At 42.3% G+C, this 21,752-nt stretch carries 19 protein-coding genes; 9 read left to right on the top strand and 10 right to left on the bottom strand.

Annotated elements, in window-relative coordinates:
* Nucleotides 1-883 precede the first annotated feature (883 nt).
* The 4 genes from L4D09_RS09455 to L4D09_RS09470 all read left to right on the top strand — a co-directional run bounded on the left by L4D09_RS09455 (nt 884) and on the right by L4D09_RS09470 (nt 5,098).
* Nucleotides 884-1,171 (top strand): hypothetical protein, encoded by a 288-nt coding sequence (locus tag L4D09_RS09455; protein ID WP_428457254.1) that lies wholly within the window; start codon nt 884-886, stop codon nt 1,169-1,171.
* Between the two features lie 600 nt (nt 1,172-1,771).
* On the top strand, nt 1,772-2,347 hold the full coding sequence (efpL, locus tag L4D09_RS09460; protein ID WP_428457255.1) for an elongation factor P-like protein EfpL: 576 nt from the start codon (nt 1,772-1,774) through the stop codon (nt 2,345-2,347).
* A 97-nt stretch (nt 2,348-2,444) separates the two neighbouring features.
* On the top strand, nt 2,445-2,810 hold the full coding sequence (locus L4D09_RS09465; RefSeq protein WP_428457256.1) for an MmcQ/YjbR family DNA-binding protein: 366 nt from the start codon (nt 2,445-2,447) through the stop codon (nt 2,808-2,810).
* A gap of 251 nt (nt 2,811-3,061) precedes the next feature.
* Nucleotides 3,062-5,098, top strand: a complete 2,037-nt coding sequence (locus L4D09_RS09470) for a methyl-accepting chemotaxis protein (RefSeq protein ID WP_428457257.1) — start codon at nt 3,062-3,064, stop codon at nt 5,096-5,098.
* Nucleotides 5,099-5,188: 90 nt separating this feature from the next.
* Here the strand turns inward: L4D09_RS09470 and dusC are convergent, their stop codons facing one another.
* On the bottom strand, nt 5,189-6,154 hold the full coding sequence (gene dusC, locus L4D09_RS09475) for a tRNA dihydrouridine(16) synthase DusC (RefSeq protein WP_428457258.1): 966 nt from the start codon (nt 6,152-6,154) through the stop codon (nt 5,189-5,191).
* Nucleotides 6,155-6,218: 64 nt separating this feature from the next.
* The gene (locus L4D09_RS09480; RefSeq protein ID WP_428457259.1) at nt 6,219-6,911 is read right to left on the bottom strand and encodes an NAD(P)H-binding protein; all 693 of its coding nucleotides are present in this window, start codon (nt 6,909-6,911) and stop codon (nt 6,219-6,221) included.
* A 213-nt stretch (nt 6,912-7,124) separates the two neighbouring features.
* Here L4D09_RS09480 and L4D09_RS09485 point away from each other — a divergent pair, with 213 nt between their 5' ends.
* Both L4D09_RS09485 and L4D09_RS09490 read left to right on the top strand, forming a co-directional pair.
* Complete coding sequence (locus L4D09_RS09485; protein WP_428457260.1) at nt 7,125-7,772, top strand: YecA family protein; 648 nt, start codon at nt 7,125-7,127, stop codon at nt 7,770-7,772.
* 3 nt (nt 7,773-7,775) lie between these two features.
* Entirely contained in the window at nt 7,776-8,189 is a 414-nt protein-coding gene (locus L4D09_RS09490; protein ID WP_428457261.1) for a (deoxy)nucleoside triphosphate pyrophosphohydrolase, read from the top strand.
* 79 nt (nt 8,190-8,268) lie between these two features.
* On the opposite strand, the gene dsbB is transcribed toward L4D09_RS09490, so the two are convergent.
* Nucleotides 8,269-8,784, bottom strand: a complete 516-nt coding sequence (gene dsbB / locus L4D09_RS09495) for a disulfide bond formation protein DsbB (protein ID WP_428457262.1) — start codon at nt 8,782-8,784, stop codon at nt 8,269-8,271.
* A gap of 123 nt (nt 8,785-8,907) precedes the next feature.
* Nucleotides 8,908-10,497 (bottom strand): Na(+)/H(+) antiporter NhaB, encoded by a 1,590-nt coding sequence (nhaB, locus tag L4D09_RS09500; protein ID WP_428457263.1) that lies wholly within the window; start codon nt 10,495-10,497, stop codon nt 8,908-8,910.
* Between the two features lie 593 nt (nt 10,498-11,090).
* Here nhaB and fadR point away from each other — a divergent pair.
* Nucleotides 11,091-11,942: a fatty acid metabolism transcriptional regulator FadR gene (gene fadR, locus L4D09_RS09505; protein ID WP_428457264.1), complete on the top strand. Its 852-nt coding sequence runs from the start codon at nt 11,091-11,093 to the stop codon at nt 11,940-11,942.
* Nucleotides 11,943-12,001: 59 nt separating this feature from the next.
* Here the strand turns inward: fadR and L4D09_RS09510 are convergent, their stop codons facing one another.
* The 3 genes from L4D09_RS09510 to L4D09_RS09520 are packed head-to-tail and all read right to left on the bottom strand — an operon-like array spanning nt 12,002 to nt 16,797.
* Nucleotides 12,002-13,531 carry a SpoVR family protein gene (locus L4D09_RS09510; RefSeq protein ID WP_428457265.1) on the bottom strand — a complete coding sequence of 510 codons (1,530 nt, stop codon included), beginning with the start codon at nt 13,529-13,531 and terminating at the stop codon, nt 12,002-12,004.
* 22 nt (nt 13,532-13,553) lie between these two features.
* Complete coding sequence (locus tag L4D09_RS09515; protein ID WP_428457266.1) at nt 13,554-14,825, bottom strand: YeaH/YhbH family protein; 1,272 nt, start codon at nt 14,823-14,825, stop codon at nt 13,554-13,556.
* Nucleotides 14,826-14,862: 37 nt separating this feature from the next.
* Nucleotides 14,863-16,797, bottom strand: a complete 1,935-nt coding sequence (locus L4D09_RS09520) for a PrkA family serine protein kinase (protein ID WP_428457267.1) — start codon at nt 16,795-16,797, stop codon at nt 14,863-14,865.
* A gap of 571 nt (nt 16,798-17,368) precedes the next feature.
* Here L4D09_RS09520 and L4D09_RS09525 point away from each other — a divergent pair.
* Nucleotides 17,369-17,749, top strand: coding sequence for a VOC family protein (locus tag L4D09_RS09525; RefSeq protein WP_428457268.1), 381 nt, complete (start codon nt 17,369-17,371; stop codon nt 17,747-17,749).
* 57 nt (nt 17,750-17,806) lie between these two features.
* Here the strand turns inward: L4D09_RS09525 and L4D09_RS09530 are convergent, their stop codons facing one another.
* Together L4D09_RS09530 and gap are read right to left on the bottom strand one after the other, a co-directional pair.
* Nucleotides 17,807-18,685 carry a D-hexose-6-phosphate mutarotase gene (locus L4D09_RS09530; RefSeq protein ID WP_428457269.1) on the bottom strand — a complete coding sequence of 293 codons (879 nt, stop codon included), beginning with the start codon at nt 18,683-18,685 and terminating at the stop codon, nt 17,807-17,809.
* Between the two features lie 444 nt (nt 18,686-19,129).
* On the bottom strand, nt 19,130-20,125 hold the full coding sequence (gap, locus tag L4D09_RS09535) for a type I glyceraldehyde-3-phosphate dehydrogenase (protein ID WP_428457270.1): 996 nt from the start codon (nt 20,123-20,125) through the stop codon (nt 19,130-19,132).
* Between the two features lie 346 nt (nt 20,126-20,471).
* On the opposite strand from gap, the gene msrB reads away from it, so the two are divergent.
* Nucleotides 20,472-20,876 carry a peptide-methionine (R)-S-oxide reductase MsrB gene (gene msrB / locus L4D09_RS09540; protein ID WP_428457271.1) on the top strand — a complete coding sequence of 135 codons (405 nt, stop codon included), beginning with the start codon at nt 20,472-20,474 and terminating at the stop codon, nt 20,874-20,876.
* 38 nt (nt 20,877-20,914) lie between these two features.
* Here msrB and L4D09_RS09545 read toward each other — a convergent pair whose 3' ends face one another.
* Nucleotides 20,915-21,736 (bottom strand): DUF2989 domain-containing protein, encoded by an 822-nt coding sequence (locus L4D09_RS09545; protein ID WP_428457272.1) that lies wholly within the window; start codon nt 21,734-21,736, stop codon nt 20,915-20,917.
* Between the last annotated feature and the right edge of the window lie 16 nt (nt 21,737-21,752).

Consider the following 21,752-nt stretch of genomic DNA (forward strand, 5'->3'; position numbering starts at 1 on the left):
ACATTTATTCCATGTAAAAAGTGTATTATCGGTACATTTATTCCATGTAAAAAGTGTATTATCGGTATATTTATTCCATGTAAAAAGTGTAAATCTGTCATTGAGCCACGATTTCTCTGAAAATCACATTATAAAAATTAATGCAAATATTTTACTTTGAAGATAACTTTTAACTGGGGGATCCAGCTTCGAGTTAGCTGATGGGCTAGCTCATTTTTGTCCAAAACTTTCTAACGAAGTCGGGTTTTCTGGTGTTTTCTGGTTCGGATCGGGACAAAATCAAGTTAGCAATTCTCACTGATTGACTGTGATCACTTTTTGTCCTCAGTTACTAAAGTATTCCTCATAACCATTAGTTGTACTTTTCATCTTTTTAAAATGAATTGAAATGAATATTGAGGAAGCTACTCTTTAGTCGTTGTTTAATAGTTACTTTATTTAARTATAATATAAACTATAGATTACTTTTTATTATCTGAGATTGGCTGGGGTGAGTTGATTTATATCTCTTTAATGGGATATGCAAGAGAATCAACGATCGGCATTAGCTTGTCTAGTGCACACTTCTTTCCGTATCTGTTAAATGTCTGACTTTGAACGGAGTGACCAACCAACTGTGCGATATTGGCCTCTGCATATCCTTGTTGTTTAAGTTCATTAATGAAGGTGTGTCTATAGCTATAAGCCGTTAGACTGCTGCTTTGGCTTCATGTGTAAGTCGGATTAAACCTGTCCAGAGGTTTGCTGACGGGGCACTAAACACGAAAATGTCCAGCTTCGTGCTGGCGGGTATATCACCGTAACAAAGATTTCCCCCATTAAGCTTTCAATGGGAGATTGGTTTACTATTGATGAAACGTGAGCTCAGATATGGATAGTAGACATGAAAATTTACGGTTTAAAACAGGTCGAGGTCGTTGTTGACCGTCGTTGTGACGTCTGTGGTGCTAGCGTTTTGATTGACTGCGATGGCGCAAGAGTTGAAGAGGTAGGCGAGCTAACCGCCTCTTGGGGCTATGGCTCTAAAAATGATGGTATTTCTCATCATTTAGATTTGTGTGAGAATTGTTTCCACGTCGCTTTATTGGCACTGATAGACCACCGTCGTGGTATTAATATGTTTGACAGTGAGTTACCCGATGAGGATTTTGGTGTAAGGCAGTCTGATTAATGGCTGTATGAAGGCGTAGCTAGCTTTTGCCCCATTGTGTTTAAACTAAATAAAAAATTAGCTTAATGATTTTTAGCTTAACTTATTCAAGGTAGGGCTAGCTCATTTCTGTCCAAAAGTTTCTTACGCAGAGTTGTGGTTGTATGTGGTTGTATGAGAGGCATGTATGATGCAACGGAGGATTGCTTGCTTGCTTGTATCGCAGAGCGCTGGTTAGCAACAAAATGTCGAGAATTGCTTTGATCGACTTGATGGGATAGTTGAGAATTTCGGGGTGATTTTCTCAGTTTTTGATTAGAGAAAGGCTTTTTGTTGAGAAAGTCATGAACCCATTGGTATTGCTGGACTCTCTCATGATTCATAGAAACAAAAATTAATTCTTGGAAATTTTGAATCATCCTAATCGCAAATAGTTGGCTGTTAGAGCCACCGATTTATACGTTATTCAATCTCCGCCGAGAAATGGTTATAGTTTGGCTGAAAGCAGCCGATTTATAGCCATTTTTTTGGTGAAAAAACGGGAATTTCACACTCTCAATACTTGCCTAAAATCCAGTTCATGGTAATTTCACTGCACAATTTATTTTTGGAAAAATGATCATGCCAAAGGCAAGTGAGATTAAAAAGTTTGCAGCTATCGAGCATAACGGTAAAGTATTTCTTGTTAAAGAAATTAAAAAGCTAACGCCTAGTGGTCGTGCTGGCGCTAGCCTATACAGAATGCGTCTTTATGATGTAGCAACAGGTACGAAAGCTGACGAAAGCTTTAAAGCTGATGAGATGATTACGCTTGCAGATTTCCGTCGCCATCAAGTTACTTTTTCATACATTGATGGTGATGAGTATGTCTTCATGGATAATGAAGATTACACGCCTTATAACTTCAATAAAGCGTCTATTGCAGAAGAGCTACTTTTCATCACCGAAGAGACAGAAGGTCTTCAAGTACTAACTGTTGACGATTCTCCTGTGGCTATCGAATTACCAGCAACGGTTGAACTTGTGATTGTTGAAACCGATCCTTCTATCAAAGGGGCTTCGGCGAGTGCTCGTACTAAGCCTGCGATTCTTTCTACTGGTTTGTCTGTTCAGGTACCTGAATATATTGCAAATGGTGAAAAGATTAAGATCAACACCTCTGAAAATAAATTCATGAGCCGTGCTGATTCTAAGTAATCAAACATAGCAAATGATAATGGCGTTCGTAGAGGGGGGTATATTTACACCTTATATGGCGCCATTTTTAGTTTAACGTTAGGTGGAGGGGATAACTATGACTTATGACGAGTACAATGCGTTCTGCCGTGAATTACCTGCTACAACGTATGTGATGCAATGGAACAATTCCCATGTTTGGAAAGTGGGTGATAAAGTTTTCGCTATTGGTGGCTGGGGAAACAATAGTCGTCCGGCGTTCACCTTTAAAGTATCTGATCTTAATTACGTTTTTTTAAGCGATCATAGTGGCTATAAACCAGCACCTTATTTTGCTTCTCGCGGAATGAAGTGGATACAGCATTACGAAAGCTCGCAAGAAACAGATGAGGCGTTAATGTATTACCTCCGAGAGTCTCATCGGATTGTCTCGCTAGGGCTGACAAAAAGAAAGCAGAAAGAACTGGGTTTAAATCAAGAATAACGTTTCGGAGTGTCGTGTTATAACGCATATAAACACTTACGCATAAACGTCCTGCCAAATAAATTTGCGATTTTAGGCAATTATAAACAGCCTATTAATAATCTTAATATCAGCAATAACTCCATACATAATAAAGCCAACTCTGATGTTTTTTAATTGAATTTATCGATAGATTCAGCCGCTAAAAGCTAAGGAAATGGAATTCATTATCTTACTTGTTATGGACGTTACTAACCTCATTTTGAGAAATTATGCTGAAAAAATTTAGAAATGCCAGTGTTGGTTTGCAGCTTAGGCTCGTGATTATGTTGTGTTTAATTACAGCTTTTACCACGACAGCCACGCTGGTCTATCGCTCTGCATACAATTCTTACTTAGAAAACACATTCGATAGCCATCAAAGTCAGCTTAATGCGATTGCCCGAACGGTTGCTGGGCAATACGACAGCTATTTGTCGACATTAGAGTCTCTGTCTTCAGCGTTTAGCCATCGCTATATACAAGGGGTGACTGCGGAGAGTAATACTCAGGTGTTACATGGCCATAGCGTATTAGATATCACCATTAACGGTGAAAGCCTGATTAACAATAATCAGATTGTAGATGCCTTTACGCAAGATACCGGTGCAATTGCGACGATATTTTCACCTGTTGGTGATGATTGGATCCGAATATCCACATCATTAACCGATCAGAACGGCGAACGAGTTGTTGGTACGGCACTTGGATCACAGCACCCGGCATACACAAGCCTACGGCAAGGTCAAAGCTATACCGAACAAGTAACCATGTTTGGTGAAACGTATTTAGCCTCTTACTTTCCGGTTCGCCACTCAATGTCGGGTGATCCAATTGTAGTGTTTGTTGGTTTACCACTAACGGATGCGACCCAAGCAATTTACGCGTCATTAAATACCGTCAGTTGGGGTGATACGGGTTACACCATCGTTGTAAATAATGAGGAAGACCAACTTGGTAAGTATTTACTTCACCCCACATTTACCGAACAAGATCCTGCCATTATTGATATCACTGATTTTGATGGTGCGCGCCCTTTTGATGCTATTTTTGAAACCGCTAATGGCCTGCTGTTGTTTCAGTGGGACAACCAAGGTCGCTCGGATCAAAAATACCTTATATTTGCTGAAGTGCCAGGGTGGAACTGGAAGTTACTTGGTGGCACCTTCGTTAGCGAAGTGACCAAGCAGAGCCAAGATTTATTAAAAATCATCATTATTGTTGCGTTGGTCATTGGTGCGGCGAGTTTTCTATTGCTTAGCCTGTATCTCAATCAGCTTATTTCACCGCTCAGTAGCCTTACCCATTTCATGGAGCGCTTAGGGAAAGGTGAAGTCAGCATGAAAGTGGCTAAAGGTGATGATAATTCAAAGAGTGAGATTGTAAGGTTAAACAACAGCGTGGGCGGGATGGCAAATCAGCTCAATGAGCTAGTGTCTGATATCCGTACGACGAGCGGTGATGTGTCAACTCAGGCGAGTCAAGTCGCGACAGATACGAAGTCAAATTTGATTCAGATGGATAAGCAGCAAGATCGGGTCGAGCAAGTGGTGTCGGCGATAGAAGAGCTTGCGACCTCTGCGCAATCTATTGCCACGCAAGTGGAGACGATTGCGAGTAATGTACGCAATGCTGACGAAGAGACCCAAGCTGGCCGTGCGTGTGTCGATGATGTAACTGATGGCATTAGTCAGTTAAATAGCTTGCTAGGTGAGTCATCAACAGCCATTAATAAGGTCAGCAAGCAGAGTGAAAACATTCAATCGGTTACTAAGATCATTGATGATATAGCTGAGCAGACTAACTTACTGGCTTTAAATGCAGCCATTGAAGCCGCGAGAGCAGGCGAGCAAGGTCGCGGGTTTGCTGTTGTCGCTGATGAAGTGAGAACCCTCGCTCATCGAACTCAATCTTCTGTACAAGATGTTGTATTGATCATTGAAGAGTTGAAAGTATCAACACAGAGCGCTGTTGGCCTGATGGGTCATAGCCGTGAAAATGCCACTATGTTACTTGAAAAAGCACATATTGCTGATGACTCCTTACAGACAATAACAGGGCAAGTCAGAGATATTGCGTTGCAAGCTGAAACGATAGCGGCAACCTCAGAGCAGCAAGCGCAAGTTTCACATGAAATAGCAGCTAACGCTCATGAAATTAGTAGTTTAAACCAACGTAGTAAAGAGCTAAGTGAAAAAACGAATCACAATGCCGATCAGCTCAAACAAGGGGCGACATCATTACAACGTAAAGTGAATTATTTCCACTAATACATTTAGCTCATCCACAAAGAGGACTGTTTTTACGTTCTCTTTGTGGGGATAGTTTGTCTGCAAAGCTAAATGCGATTAATCATTGTATTAATCGTTTACCGCTCGAAGATGTATATTGGCATAGGCATGCTTTAATACATCGATAATTGGAGCGGCTTTATTCAAACTGCGGATATCGACAAACAATGCTTTAGCTTCTGGGTATTGATGACGCAGATAAGCAAACCATTGTTTAACACGGTTTGGATAATACAGGCCTTTATCGCCTTTAATTTCATACTCAGAATAGCGAAGTAATAACTGAAGTACCTCTGGCCAAGTCATTGGTGGGGCGTTGTGCTTAACGACATTCCCAAGGTTCGGTAAATTAAGCGCACCGCGGCACACCATTAAGGCATCGGTCTGTGTTGTTTCCAGACAACGCTGGCCATCTTGATAGTTCCACACTTCACCGTTAGCGATAATCGGGATATTTACTTTGCCTTTAAGCTGACGGATGTGATCCCATTTAATGGTGTCTGCTTTATAACCATCGACCTTGGTACGGGCATGGATGACGATTTCATCGCCACCGGCTTGTGCAACGGCATCGGCAATTTCAAAACAGTGAGAAGGATCATCCCAGCCTAAACGGACTTTTGCCGTAACGGGCTTTCTTGGGTCAGTTGCTTTGCGTACGGCTTTAACGATGTCATACATTCGTTGTGGGTCTTGTAATAAAACAGCACCACCACGGCTTTTATTAACTGCTTTAGCGGGGCAGCCAAAATTAATATCGATGCCAGATGAACCCAACTGTATTGCGCGATGTGCGTTTTCTGCCAGCCAGCCGGGATGTTGGCCAAGCAATTGTACACGTACCGGCGTACCGGTAGCAGTTTTCCCGCCTTGATGTAGTTCAGGGCATAAACGATAGAAAACACTATTGGGTAGTAACTGATCAACGATACGGACGAATTCAGTCACGCATAAGTCATAATCGTTTATTTCTGTCAGCATTTCCCGCATTAGATGATCAAGTACACCTTCCATCGGGCCTAAAATTACACGCATTGCACTTCTCGATACAAGTAGTCGAATAGTCTCTAGGAGTTGCCCCTAGTTTGGATGCGAGATTTTAGTGGGTAACTGCGGGCTTGTCTAATAGCATCTTTCCTGAAATCACTTCGATTGCTTTAAGTGTTCCGTTTTCTGCTGCAATAGACAGTGCTAGCATACGTTTAGCCACTTGTTCTGCAGGGATAGGATCGAGGTTCGCAAGAGGGCCAATCACGACGGGCTGGAAGATGTCGAAAATGCCTTGTACTAACAGTTCATCTTTACGTGGAGCACTGCGCTCGCCCTTTAAGGGGCCGGGTCGAATAAAGACGCAATGTTCAAAATTCATGGCAGTGAGGGCTTTCTCCATTTTGCCTTTACAGCGCAAATAATGAGAAGGCGACCAAGGGTTAGCAAATAAGCTAGATATGACGACAATGTGTTTTACGCCAATCATTTTCATGGTATTTGCCACCTCTTTGACGAGTTGGTAATCCACTGCCTCTAGTGCTTGTTTACTGCCAGCTTGTTTTTTGGTTGTACCTAAACAGATAAAGCCAATCGTAGGTGTTGGGGCGGATTCTTCCCAGTCAGTGATCCTAAGCTCTGAGTGGACAATCTGAGTGAGCTTAGATCCATGGAAAGGAAGCTCGCGCCGAGACAGCGAATAGACAGTGCTAAATGCCGGATGGCTAAGAAGAAGGTGCAATAGTTCGTCTCCAACGAGACCGCTTGCTCCGGCAATGATGGCTCCTGACATATTACTTTGCATCCTGATGCTGGCTTAAACTTCATCATTTTTGCCACTATTCGCTATTGAATTCAACCGTTTTATCGATTTTTAGTTGTTTTACTGAGATAACTCAACTTACTGAAATGATGAAGGCTTTCAAACACATTCGTAATATGATCAAGTTGTGCGTTTCAGCGAGATTGACTTGGGTATATAATCTGCGGCAATAACGATGAAATGAGACAGAACACCATGACTGAACTAATGACACTACCGGAACAGTGGGAAGGCATGCCAGCCACTTTTATTGAAGGTGCGCTATTGGCGGCTAACGCCAACCCAAAGCCGTTAGACCCTGAGACTTGGCTACCGCTATTGGTAACGGGTGGTGTTGAAGTTGATGAATCTGTAGTAATCAATAGTGATGATAAAAGAACGATCTTGAATCACTTTGAAATGCAATATTGCCATATCAAAGCCGGTGAGTTTGTATTACCAGAGCAAGTCAATTGGCAGTCCGAACAAGGGCTGACGGATGATATGGTTCACTTTGCCGAAGGTTTTTTAACTGTTTGGCCAGCCATTGAACCTAATTGGGCTGAACAGCCAATGTCTGATGGCACTATGCGAATGCTATCAGCATTGATTACCACACTGATGTTAATCATGGATGAAGAGGGCACACGGGGCCAAATGGCTGAAGCTGGTGTGACAGGGATGCCAGCCCTTGAGGATCTTTATTCACAACTGCCTTTGATGCTAGCCGAAGTTGTAATGGCTGCTGATGAGATTCAGCAAGGCGCTGCAGCCCAAGCGGTCAACCCTTATAAGGAAACGGGCCGTAACGATGTGTGTTTATGTGGTAGTGGAAAAAAATTCAAGCAATGTTGTGGCAAGTAATACATGACAGCAAAGGATAACACCGCGGATAAACCCGTCATTTTGGTTGTGGCTGGTGTCATAAAAAAATCGGGACAATATTTGCTTGCACAGAGGTTTGACCATGCTAGCCAAGGTGGGTTGTGGGAGTTTCCTGGCGGTAAAGTTGAACCGCAAGAGACACCGGAGCAAGCATTGCAACGTGAGCTATTTGAAGAGTTGGTGATTGAGACCCAAACAGGACAATTTCTAGCCGAAAGTCGTTTTGATTACGGCGATAAGGTCGTTCATTTGATGGGCTACTTATCACATTGGCTGGCGGGCGATCTCGTTTTAAAAAGTCATCAAAATGCGTTATGGGTTGAGCTTGGTGATATTACTAACTATCCATTGTGCCCAGCCGATTATCCTATCGTTGATGCGTTAAAAAACGGTTAGTGGAAGGCATTTTCCTGAGCAGAAAAAAGCGAGAAACGTGAGTTTCTCGCTTTTTTAATCTTTACGCATTAGGCGGTATTTAATCTTTCTTGGTACCTAGGAACTGAGCAATAACAATAAGTGCTATAGCGGCAAGGTTAGCTGCGAAAATGATCACTAGCCACTGCGGCATTGACTGGCCAAGGAATTCCCATACGACTTTACTGCAATCACCATTCGCTTCAAACATCCACGGAACCCATTTATTCAAAGGAGCCCAGTCTGGGAAGGTGACAAATAAGTCACATGTTGCAAATGGTGACGGGTTAAATTGGTAACCCACATGTTCTTGGGCTAGTTCAAGTCCCTTGTAAGCGGTATAGCCCCATGCTGCAAGGCCAGACCATCGAATAATGGCATTTTGTGGTGCAATCATTCCCAGTAGTGCGGCAAAACCGATCCCCATCATTGCAACACGTTCATAGATGCACATTACGCAAGGGTCGAGCTTCATCACATGTTGGAAAAACAGTGCGCAGCCCTCAAAAAACACAACAAAAGCAAACAGTAAAAGCCACGAGAGACGGCTTTTAGAAAAGGTATACAGAAAGTGCATGGTGTATATCCAGTTAATATGATGAACGAGCCATTAATAGGCAGTAGAAGCTTTAAAATAAAGCCCTGAATATTCAGGGCCTTGATTTGTTATAACTGACACTTATCTTTACGAAAGATTCAATTAATGTCCAGTAGACGGTGCAATTTGTATGGCGGTTTCAGTTGCCTGAGTGAGCCAGCCCATATCATAAAACCAGTTGGTCATCGGCAGTAACGTAAATTCAATGCAGGCAAGACCAACGATAGACAGGACGATGGTGTATGGCAGCGCCATGTAGACCATGCGTCCATATGATAAGCGAATCAATGGTGCCAGTGCCGATGTTAACGCAAATAGGAATGCAGCTTGTCCATTCGGTGTCGCCACTGACGGTAGGTTAGTACCGGTATTAATGGCAACGGCTAGCATGTCAAATTGATCACGAGTGATGACACCGTTATCTAGCGCTGTTTTCACTTCGTTGATGTATACCGTACCGACGAATACATTGTCAGAAACCATTGAGAGTAGACCATTCGCTATGTAGAACATGGTCATTTGAGCATTACCCTCAAGGCTCAATACCAAGTTAATGATTGGTGCGAATAGCTGTTGGTCGATGATCACCGCAACGATTGAGAAAAAGACCGCTAATAGTGCAGTAAACGGCAGAGCTTCTTCAAACGCTTTACCCAGAGCATGCTCTTCAGTGATGCCAGTGAATGATGTCGCAAGAATTATGACCGTCAAACCAATTAGGCCAACAGCGGCAAGGTGCATGGCAAGGCCAACAATGAGCCAAACTGCTATAACAACTTGAATCCATAGTTTTGCGTAATCAATGTTAGTTCGGCGTTTACGTTCTTCGTTATCGTAGTCAACTAATATTCTTCGGACATTTTCAGGTAGCAAAGCACCATAACCGCATATTTGGAATTTTTCGACGAGGGCACAAGTTAAAATACCACAGAAGAAAACAGGTATTGTTACCGGTGACATACGTAGAATAAATTCACCAAATAACCAGCCAGCTTGGTCTGCAATGATCAGGTTTTGAGGTTCACCCACCATGGTCATGACACCACCCAGAGCAGTACCAATACCAGCATGCATGAGCAGGCTACGTAGGAATGCTCGGTAGTTTTCAAGGTCATCGCGGCTAACTTCACGGATGTTGCTATCAGACGTGTGATCATGCGAGGCATGAGGCTCTTGGCCAGAGGCGACTTTATGATAAATGCTGTAGAAGCCAATTGTGACACTAATGACAACGGCGATAACCGTTAGTGCATCAAGGAAAGCCGACAGGAAAGCCGCCATAACACAGAAGGCGAGTGATAGTAGCGTTTTGGAGCGAATACCGATCAGTATTTTGGTAAATATATACAGCAAGAGCTGCTTCATGAAGTAAATACCAGCAACCATAAAGATCAGCAGTAAGAGCACTTCAATATTTGCAACAAGCTCGTGTTTAACCATTTCAGGGCTGGTCATACCGATAGCCACCGCTTCTATAGCCAGTAAACCACCAGGCTGAAGAGGGTAACATTTAAGCGCCATAGCTAAGGTAAAGATAAACTCAATAACCAAAAGCCAACCGGCAAGAAATGGGTCTACGAAGAAAAAAACGAGCGGATTAATGATTAGAAAAGCAATGATTGATACTTTGTACCAATCTGGAGCCTTGCCTAAAAAGTTCTTTATAAAGGCGTTCCCTAGCGAAATAGCCATGTTTCGAGTCTCTCAAAATATACGCATAAACATAAAGATGAGCTGCGTGCTACTTTGCCTTTTGTAGTCCGAGAGCAGAATAACCATTATATTATTGTGTCGGTTATTGTTCTGTAGAGACCCTCTAAGCTAAAAATCATACATGTATGGTGTTTAACTTAAAGCAGGCAGCAGCATCCATTCAGCTCCCAGATCGTGCTAACTGTACCGTGTGATCTAGATCAGTCAAGTGCTAGTAGATGAACTTATTTAATATTGTGTAAAATCATCAAAAAACGCGTGAAAAGCACGAGTTTGCTACGAGCGGGTGAAATATATGCTTACATCTTTCAAAATACGTTGAGCTTTATCAAGTTTTTTGATGTTGATGCAAAGATTAAAGTATTAATGGGGATGTGAATGGTATGTCCATATACTGTAAGTGTTTATTTGTCTGAAGATATTAACTGAATCTATCTGTTATCATGGTCGATTAGGCTGTATAAAGCCTTGTGCGTGGTGGTCGCTATCCGCATTAAAGTAGGCAACCAAATCATACTAGTGGTATGATGAGTCAATAAAAAAATAGCAAGAAGCAACTGGAAATTAATCAGATGGTTATAAAGGCTGATAGCCCAGCAACATTTGCTGAGAAATATATTATAGAAAGTATCTGGAATAATCACTTCCCTCAGGGCTCTATTTTACCTGCAGAGCGAGAGTTATCCGAACTAATTGGTGTTACTCGAACAACGCTGCGTGAAGTATTACAAAGGCTTGCTCGTGATGGCTGGTTAACGATTCAACATGGTAAACCAACACGCGTTAACAACTACATGGATACTTCGGGCTTAAGTATTCTGGATACACTGATTACCTTAGATGGACAGGATGTTCAGAGCGTGCTGGAAGACTTATTGTCTGCACGTACTGACATTAGCAGTGTTTACATGCGTTATGCCGTTAAGGGCAACCATGAAGAGTCGAGCCAACTACTTGATCATGTTATTGATGAGTGTGAATCATTGCTAAAAGCAGAGAGCTTTGCTGAATTCGTTGAGAATAGCGAAGACAAAGCTGCTTTAGTGCAAGAAGTGAAAAAGATTGTTGATAAATACGGAAAAGATGATCCTGAACTGTGTGAAGCAATCTGCCGTGCCCGTGCATTCAATTATTTCGATTACCGTATGTACCAAGGTCTGGCGAAAAAATCGGGCAATACGCTTTACGTGTTAACTATCAATGGTTTGCGTAAGATTTACACCCGTGTTGGTGGTTACTACTTCATGAATCAGGAAGCATGCGAGCTAGCGCTTAACTTCTACCGTGATATGAAATCGTACTGCGATAACCAGCAACCTGAAGCTGTTGCCGATCGTATTCGTCAATATGGTCGAGAAAGTGGTGCAATTTGGTATGCAAACCGTCTTGAGATTGCACGCCACTTATATGAAGAAGAGCAATAATACAGAATTAAAGAAAAGCGAGAGCTAATGCTCTCGCTTTTTTGTTTCTAAATGTTGAATTACATTTCGGTGTTGTATTGATTTCGCACTGGACAAGTCCCTAAAATTTGGGTGCGTCCATCAGGCAGTTCCTCTTCAAGTGTGATATCAAATCCCCACAAGCGATACATATGCTTTAACACCTCATCGTGGCTATTAGCCAGCGGAATACGGTTATGTGGTACATAACGTAACGTTAGGGAGCGGTCACCTTTTAAAGCAACATTCCAAACCTGAATATTGGGTTCATTATTACTTAAGTTATATTGTGATGAGAGTTTTTCACGAATGGTACGATACCCTTCTTCATTGTGAATAACACTTACCTCAACATAGTTGTGCCTATCATCATCATCAACGGCGAATAGCTTGAAGTCACGGATCACTTTTGGTGATAAAAACTGACTGATGAAGCTTTCATCTTTAAAGTTTTCCATCGCAAAGTGCACGGTTTCGAGCCAATCTTTACCCGCAAAGTCTGGGAACCAATGCTTATCTTCTTCCGTCGGATTCTCACATATTCGGCGAATATCTTGGAACATTGCAAACCCAAGTGCATAGGGGTTAATACCGCTATAGTATGGGCTGTTATATTCAGGTTGAGCGACGACATTGGTATGACTGTGTAAAAACTCAAGAATAAAACGGTCTGTCACTAGTCCCTCATCATATAGATGATTTAAAATGGTGTAGTGCCAAAATGTAGCCCAACCTTCATTCATGACTTGCGTTTGTTTTTGTGGGTAGAAATACTGACTAACCTTACGAACTATCCTGACGATTTCACGCTGCCAAGGCTCCAGTAAAGGCGCATGCTTTTCAATGAAGTAAAGAATGTTCTCTTGTGGCTCTGACGGGAAGCGGATTTCTTCTGCGACATTTTCTGTTTCTTGTTGAACTGGAATCGTTCGCCATAAAGCATTCACCTGTGTTTGCAGGTAATCTTCTCTCGCTTGCTGCCTTGCTTTTTCTTCGACCATTGAAATACGTTCAGGACGTTTATAGCGGTCAACGCCATAATTCATTAGCGCATGGCAGGAATCAACCAGGCGCTCAACATCTTCAACACCATATTTCTCTTCACATTCAGTAATGTACTTCCGTGCAAATAAGAGGTAATCGATAATTGAACTGGCATCTGTCCACGTTTTAAAGAGGTAATTGCCTTTGAAAAACGAGTTGTGTCCATAGCAAGCATGAGCCATTACTAATGCTTGCATCGTGATTGTGTTTTCTTCCATTAGATAGGAGATACAGGGATCGGAATTAATTACGATTTCATAAGCAAGCCCCATCTGACCATGCTTATAGCCCCGTTCTGTTTCAATGAAACGTTTACCAAATGACCAGTGATGATAATTAATGGGCATACCAATACTGGAATAGGCATCCATCATTTGTTCAGCGGTGATGATCTCAATCTGATTGGGGTAGGCGTCTAGCCGATAATGATCGGCTACACGCTTTATCTCTATATGATATTGATCGAGAAGATCAAACGTCCAATCTGGACCGTCACTGAGTGCCTTTGACTTTGTGGTTGTCTCCATAGCACACTCCCCTAAAGCGATATTAATTAACTTGCTTCTTAAATAGCTCCCGGAATACAGGGAATATGTCTTCTACGCTTCTGATGTTCTGCATTGCAAAATTACTGTGCTTACCTTGTAGGGCTTCATATTCCCGCCAAAGTGTTTGATGCGCTCGCCGCGTAATTTCGATGTAAGAGTAGTAGCGAGTGGCTGGCAAAATTTGTTTATCCAGTAGCTCTCTACAGCCGGGTGAATCATCCGCCCAGTTATCACCATCAGAAGCTTGCGCTGCATATATATTCCATTCTGCCGGTGAATAGCGTTTTTTAATGATGTCATCCATCATCCGCAGAGCACTTGAAACAATTGTGCCACCGGTCTCTTGGGAGTAGAAAAACTCGTGCTCATCCACTTCTTTTGCCTGTGTATGGTGTCGAATAAAGACCACATCCACATTCTTATAAGTTCGATTAAGAAACAAGTACAGCAAGATATAGAAGCGTTTAGCCATATCTTTGGTTGCTTGGTCCATTGAGCCTGATACATCCATTAAGCAGAACATGACTGCTTGGCTGGTGGGCTGAGGACGGCGCTCATAATTTTTGTAACGTAAATCGAAGGTATCAATAAACGGCACACTGCTGATTTTTTGCTTCAGTGCTAGAATATCTTCCTTCACCTTTTTTTCTTCAAAAGGCTGAGCGGGCTCAGTATTCATCAATAAATCGAGGGTCTGTTCCAACTCTCGTAACTGACGGCGTTTTGCTGCTGTCATTGCCGTACGTCGGGCCAAAGAGTTTTGCAATGATTTTACGATTGCAATATTGGCTGGAACCCCTGCAGACTTATAACCCGAACGGAACGTTTTCCATTCAACAACTTTGTTTAGCTGGTTTTTCTCAAGATTTGGTAGCTCTAAATCTTCAAAGAGAAGATCGAGATATTCATCCTTAGAAATTTGGAATACAAACTCATCTTGCCCTTCACCATCAGGGCTAGCCTGTCCTTCACCGGCACCACCTTGACCGCCCCCTCCTTGAGGGCGTTCAATGCGGTCTCCGGGGCTGAACTGGTCATTGCCCGGGTGGACAACTTCACGTCGTCCACCGCGGCCTTGGTGAAAGCTTGGCTCGCTGATATCGCGGGAAGGAATGGTTATATTCTCACCGCTATCTACATCGGTAATCGAGCGTTTATTTACCGCATCAGCAATTGATTCTTTGATCTGTTGCTTGTGACGGCGTAAAAATCGCTGACGGTTTACCGTGCTTTTATTTTTACCGTTGAGCCTGCGGTCTATGAAATGCGCCATAAGCTCCCCCCTTTATTCATCCATTAACACTCGGTCTTTATGACGACTTACGAACACGTAAATACCATTCAGACAACAAGCGAACCTGTTTGCGGGTATAGCCTTTCTCCATCATACGAGCAACAAAGTCATCGTGTTTCTTCTGCTCATCGGTTGAAGTTTTAGCATTGAATGAAATAACGGGAAGTAGCTCTTCGGTATTCGAGAACATTTTCTTCTCGATAACGGTACGCAGTTTCTCGTAGCTGGTCCAATTAGGATTTTTACCGGCATTACTTGCACGAGCACGTAATACAAAGTTAACGATTTCATTTCGGAAATCTTTCGGATTACTGATACCGGCAGGTTTTTCGATTTTTTCCAACTCGTTATTTAATGCCGAGCGGTCGAATAGTTGCCCAGTTTCTGGGTCGCGATACTCTTGATCTTGAATCCAGAAATCAGCATAACTTACGTAGCGGTCAAAGATATTCTGTCCATACTCTGAGTAAGACTCAAGGTAGGCGGTTTGAATCTCTTTACCAATGAATTCAACGTATTTAGGTGTTAAGAATCCTTTTAAATGCTCAAGGTATTTCTCAGCTAACTCTTGCGGGAATTGCTCACGTTCAATTTGCTGCTCAAGTACATAGAACAGATGAACAGGGTTAGCTGCCACCTCTGAATGATCAAAGTTGAATACACGTGACAAAATCTTGAAAGCAAAACGGGTTGAAAGACCAGCCATACCTTCATCAACACCCGCATAATCCCGGTACTCTTGGTAAGATTTTGCTTTTGGATCGGTGTCTTTTAGTGTTTCGCCATCGTAAACACGCATCTTAGAATAGAGGCTGGAGTTTTCTGGTTCTTTTAAGCGTGACAGTACGGTAAATCGCGCCAATATCTCAAGCGTACTTGGTGAGCATGGTGCGGCAGAAAGCTCACTACTTTGTAGTAGTTTTTCGTAAATTCTTATCTCTTCTGAAACGCGTAGACAATATGGAACCTTAACAATGTAAACACGATCCAAGAAGGCTTCGTTATTCTTATTGTTACGGAACGTTTGCCACTCAGATTCATTCGAGTGAGCAAGGATGATACCGTCAAACGGTAAGGCTGAAAGCCCTTCGGTACCGTTATAGTTACCTTCCTGTGTTGCAGTAAGTAGTGGGTGCAGCACTTTTAATGGCGCTTTAAACATTTCCACAAACTCCATAAGGCCTTGGTTTGCCTTACAAAGTGCACCAGAGTAGCTATAAGCATCTGGATCGTCTTGTGAGAAATGTTCTAGCTGACGAATATCAACCTTACCAACAAGCGACGAGATATCTTGGTTGTTTTCATCGCCTGGCTCAGTTTTCGCAATACCGACTTGGTCTAGAATAGATGGACGGACTTTAACCACTTTAAATCGAGTTATATCCCCACCAAATTCATGCAGGCGCTTCGCGGCCCATGGTGACATAATGGTGTTGAGGTAGCGCTCAGGAATGCCGTACTCTTGCTTCAGCAAATCACCATCTTCAGTTTTATCAAATAGACTGAAAGGGTGGTCATTTACTGGGCTGCGTACGCCGTCAGCGGTGAGTACATATACAGGTACTTTCTGCATTAAACTTTTTAGCTTTTCAGCTAAAGATGATTTACCGCCACCCACAGGACCAAGTAGGTAGAGAATTTGTTTACGCTCTTCCAAACCTTGAGCGGCATGTTTTAAATAAGAGACGATTTGCTCTATAGCATCTTCCATGCCATAGAAATCTTCAAACGTTTTGTAGCGAGAGATTACACGGTTAGAGAAAAGACGGCTCAAACTTGGATCTTGAGCGGTATCGATCATTTCTGGCTCGCCGATAGCCATCAATAGACGTTCTGCTGCGTTTACGTACGCACTGCGATCGTTGCGACAGATTTCAAGGAATTCTTGTAGTGAAAGCTCTTCATCCTTGGCTTCTTCATAGCGCTGACGATAGTGGTCAAAAATACTCATGGTATGCCCCCTGAATCGTTCTTTAATCAATTAGAAAGGACGAAAACAAAATACTTTCACATCCCTCTTAACTTAAGACTAGACCTAACTGATTAATTTGCTTCAATGAGTTGTTGGTTTATAAACTAAATTTCCCTTTCAACTTCACGCTCACAAAGTGAGTGTTTTTTGTACTTATTGTTACTATCCTCCTATAAATCGCGTTCTGCAAGAGAGAATGTTTAAAAAAACATCACTAAATAGTTGCGGATATGTGAGCGGTTAGCTTGCAAAAATAGCTAGTTGAATATTGCGAAATTTATTTCATAGCTAGTCATTTTGGCTAAATAACTTGTCGTTTGTTTGTGCAAACGAGCAAACTGGCGCGAATGCTTGGCGCAAGATGTTATTTTTAAAAAAGGGCTGTTTTTCTGTTTAATTTCGGTTTGATCGTGGAAAAAATCGGTATGAATAGCCGTGTTTTGTTTTAAATACGGCGTTGCATTGGCACGAATAATGTTTATTTCGTGCGCGAAATCAAATGCCTTAGCTTATGATAAAAAAGTGCTATTGATTGGGGGGAACTGGTTTAATGAGTATTTCACGAGTCGACACTGTTTCAATTCCTGTCTCTGACCAAGGAGAAGCCTTACAGTTTTATAGAGACGCACTTGGGTTTGAGCTGATACGTGATCATCACGCTGATAATCATAAGCGGTGGATTCAGTTAGCGCCTAAGGGGGCCGAGACAACCATCAGCTTAGTGATCCCGTTTGGGGGAATGGAGGCTGGCTCTGTACAGGGGTTAGTCGTACAGACAGACGATATACATAGTACGCATTATGAGCTGAGTAGCCGTGGTGTACCGTTGTCTGAAATCGTTACCATTATTGGAGGGCGCTTTGCGACATTTGTTGACCCTGATGGTAATGGCTGGGTATTGATTGAAGCTAACTCTCAAATGCTTGCTTAATTTAATGTGGGCTAGGGGAAAGCGCCTTAAAATTGATCGTAAGGCGCTTAGGGTTACTTAACGCTTGACGAATACTTCGGTCGCTAATGTGTGGCTTTCACCTGGCGCAAGGGTGATGCTGTCATTGCCAGTCAGTGTTGATTCAACACATACCATGGTTTCAAAGCTGTTGTCTGCCATATCAGCCATGCTCTGTGACAGGGCTTGCCAAGGGTTCCATAAAACAGCTGCATTGTGACCGCTATTTCTCACTTCAAGCGAGCGATGACCAGCGGTATCGTGAATAGTGATGACATCTGTTGGTTGGCTATAGACACGATCAACTTCTTGAGCAAAGTGTAGCGTTTCTTCACCGATACAGGCTTTACCACCTTGGGTGCTATCAAGGTAGTGTGTACCCATGCCTGTAGTATGGGTCTGATTAATATCGTTGATAGCAAAATAGCTATGGAGCGCTCCGCCATAATGCCAAGTGGACGTGTCAGTATTGGTTGATGTCAGGCTGACCTTTAAGGTTGAACTCATTTCAAAAATCAGCTCGTTGTTAAATTTATGCGGCCAAATCTCACGTGTGGTTTCATTATCTTCTAATGCGAGTGCCACAATGACGCCGTGCTCATTTTCACGGTGCTCTTTTAATGTCCATTCACTATTGCGGGCAAACCCGTGCGACGGTGTTGCTGCTTTACCAAACCATGGCCAACAAACAGGGATACCACCTCGAATAGCCTTTGTTGGATCAAACTCAGCTTTTTCGCTTAACCAAATGACATCGCTTTCACCGGTGGGTTTGAACCAGATGAGGTGACCGCCATGAAGCGAAATGCCCGCTTCAACAGCATTGTGGATAATGCGAATTATCTTTATGCCTTGATATTCACACACAGTAACTGAGTCAGATAAGGTTGAAAGTGTAGAAAGTTGACGCAAGTCCATCAGGCAATCCTTTAATTGTTTGATTTATATACCAAAGCAACCTTCTGCGGGGCAAGGCTGGCATAGCGTGATACGAGCCATTACTCAGCTTCTTAAAGTCACTTTGGTATATCATTATTGTTAACGTTGATACGCAATGATAAAAAATATCAAAAGTCGTCAAACTTATTTTTATTTAAAAATTATCAACAAAAAATAAAAAATATTTGTTAAATTTGTAAGTAAATTTTAGTCTTTCTTGTATTTTCAACTCGGAACGGTAGTATAAAAGCTGTAAAATGCTGCTTAAAGCATAAAAATACATCGACCAATATGACTAATTCAGTCTTTAGTTACCAATGAAGAAGCTCAATTTAATCATGTTTTCTATTGCGGTGATCGCCAGATACAAAAAAGGCGACACTTAAAAGCGCCGCCTTTTATTATTCTTACTAAAAGCTTACATTACTTAGAGATGTGAGCAATTAGGTCAAGAACTTTGTTTGAGTAACCGATTTCGTTGTCGTACCAAGATACAACTTTAACGAACTTGTCAGTTAGCGCAACACCAGCTTTAGCATCGAATACTGAAGTCTGAACTTCACCGATGAAGTCTTGAGAAACAACTGCGTCTTCAGTGTAACCAAGAACGCCAGCTAGCTCGCCTTCTGATGCTTCTTTCATAGCAGCACAGATTGCTTCGTAAGTTGCAGCAGTTTTTAGGTTAACTGTAAGGTCAACAACAGAAACGTTTGCAGTTGGAACGCGGAAAGCCATACCAGTTAGAAGGCCGTTTAGTTCAGGAAGAACAACGCCTACTGCTTTAGCTGCACCAGTTGATGATGGGATGATGTTCTGAGAAGCACCACGACCGCCACGCCAGTCTTTAGCTGAAGGACCATCTACAGTTTTTTGAGTTGCTGTAGTTGCGTGAACTGTAGTCATAAGACCAGATTCGATACCGAACTTGTCGTTAAGAACTTTAGCAACAGGTGCTAGACAGTTAGTAGTACAAGAAGCGTTAGAAACGATGTCTTGGCCAGCGTAAGTTGAGTCATTAACACCCATTACGAACATTGGCGTAGCGTCTTTTGAAGGACCAGTTAGAACAACTTTCTTAGCACCAGCAGTGATGTGCTTACGTGCAGTCTCGTCTGTTAGGAAAAGACCAGTTGCTTCAGCAACAACGTCAACGTTGATTGCATCCCACTTAAGATCTTCTGGGTTACGCTCAGCAGTTACGCGAACAGTTTTACCGTTAACGATTAGGTTACCGCCTTCAACTTCAACAGTACCGTTGAAACGGCCGTGAGTTGAGTCGTACTTAAGCATGTATGCCATGTACTCAACATCGATAAGGTCGTTGATACCAACAACTTCAATGTCGTTACGCTCTACAGATGCACGGAAAACAAAACGTCCAATACGGCCAAAACCGTTAATACCTACTTTGATAGTCATTTCAGTTGCTCCACAACTTAATTTCTAATGAAAGATAACTGGTAGTAAAATTACAGAAACAAATGTGATGCTGCAAGTGAAAAACGAATTTAAATTGCGTAAGGTCAAAAAAATTTCGTTTTTTTTTTACATTCCCACTACAACGCTGCAAAAGTATACAGGAGCTGTATGAATATCCATCATTATCGTTATTAACTTTTAATATCAACACGTAGCCCAGCTAAAATATGCTTAAATGAGTCGTGAAGATGTAAAATCCTTTCGAGCGGAAAGTATGTGCCACACTCAGCAAACTGGCAACTCATTTTCTAAAGTGACAACAAAATAAATATAATAAGGATATCTAATGTCAGATAAATCAGATGCTTATTGGAAGGGCAAGTTAACCGATGAGCAATATCGAGTTTGTCGTGAACAGGGAACGGAAGCGCCGTTCTCAGGGACACTTTTACATAACCGTGAAACGGGCATCTATAGTTGCACTTGTTGTGATGCGCCGTTGTTTAGCTCTGACAGTAAATATGATTCAGGTTGTGGCTGGCCGAGTTTTGATGCCCCAGTGGATAAAGCTGCAATTCGCTATTTAGAGGATAACAGCCACGGTATGCTTCGAACTGAAATCCGCTGCACGCAGTGCGACAGCCACTTAGGTCATGTTTTTCCTGATGGGCCACAAACGACTGGAGAGCGATATTGTGTTAATTCGGTCTCGTTGGTGTTTCAAGTGCCAGAGGATAAGGGGGAGGCGTAATTTACTTTCACCTTTGCAGTGTTTTGAACATGGTGCGGCTATCGCACCATGTTGATTTTATACTCACCGCGATTAATCGCTTTTGCAATTTGTTTCGCTCTACGATCAAGACCTTCCCGTTGTTGGTCGTCCATTGGGTAGAACGCGATTAGCTTTTCACGGCTGCTAACCGGTATTTTTAGTTCATTACCGATCATCGCCCATAAGTAGGCATGGTCTATATTGCCGTCTTGATGAGAAATAGTCGCTAGGCTTTGAATAATTTCAGGTTTTACTTTTTGGTTTTTGTCGTAGAGAGTTAATGCTCGCTGCAATAAAGCCATGGTCTTTGCTTTGTCTTTATCGGTATAGAAAGTGGCTAACGCGAGTTGCATCTCGGGTGTCTCTAGCGCTGGTGTCCCTTCGAGTTTGAGAAATTGCTGTAGTGCCTTCCTGTCACCTTGGCTCCATCGATAGTAGATAATGTCTGGGTCTGAGGAGTCAGCAAGTTCAAGGTTGAGCCGTTTAATGGAGTCATAAGCCTTTAGTAGCGCACGAGTACGGTTGGTTTTTCGTTCTTTTAATTCGGTGGGCTCAATACGTGCCGCATACTCTAAGCATTTTTGATAATCGTAGGTAAATTTAAGCTCTTTGAACTTCTCAGCATCAATTGGATTTTTCAGCACGTCATATCGTTGCCAGATTAAGCTAGTGCGCTGCAGCCGGCATTGACCATCATTCAGATTCGTATCAGCGCATAGTTGAGGGTTACTGTTACACAGGCTATCTGTCGATCGGTGTTTCAAGTCGCAGCCAGAAAGAACGATTAGGCTAATTACGATAAAAATAACCTTGGAAATGATTGTAAAAGAATGCTTCATACGAATGCTATGTTGA

Source organism: Photobacterium makurazakiensis (assembly GCF_050336715.1).
GTDB lineage: Bacteria > Pseudomonadota > Gammaproteobacteria > Enterobacterales > Vibrionaceae > Photobacterium > Photobacterium makurazakiensis.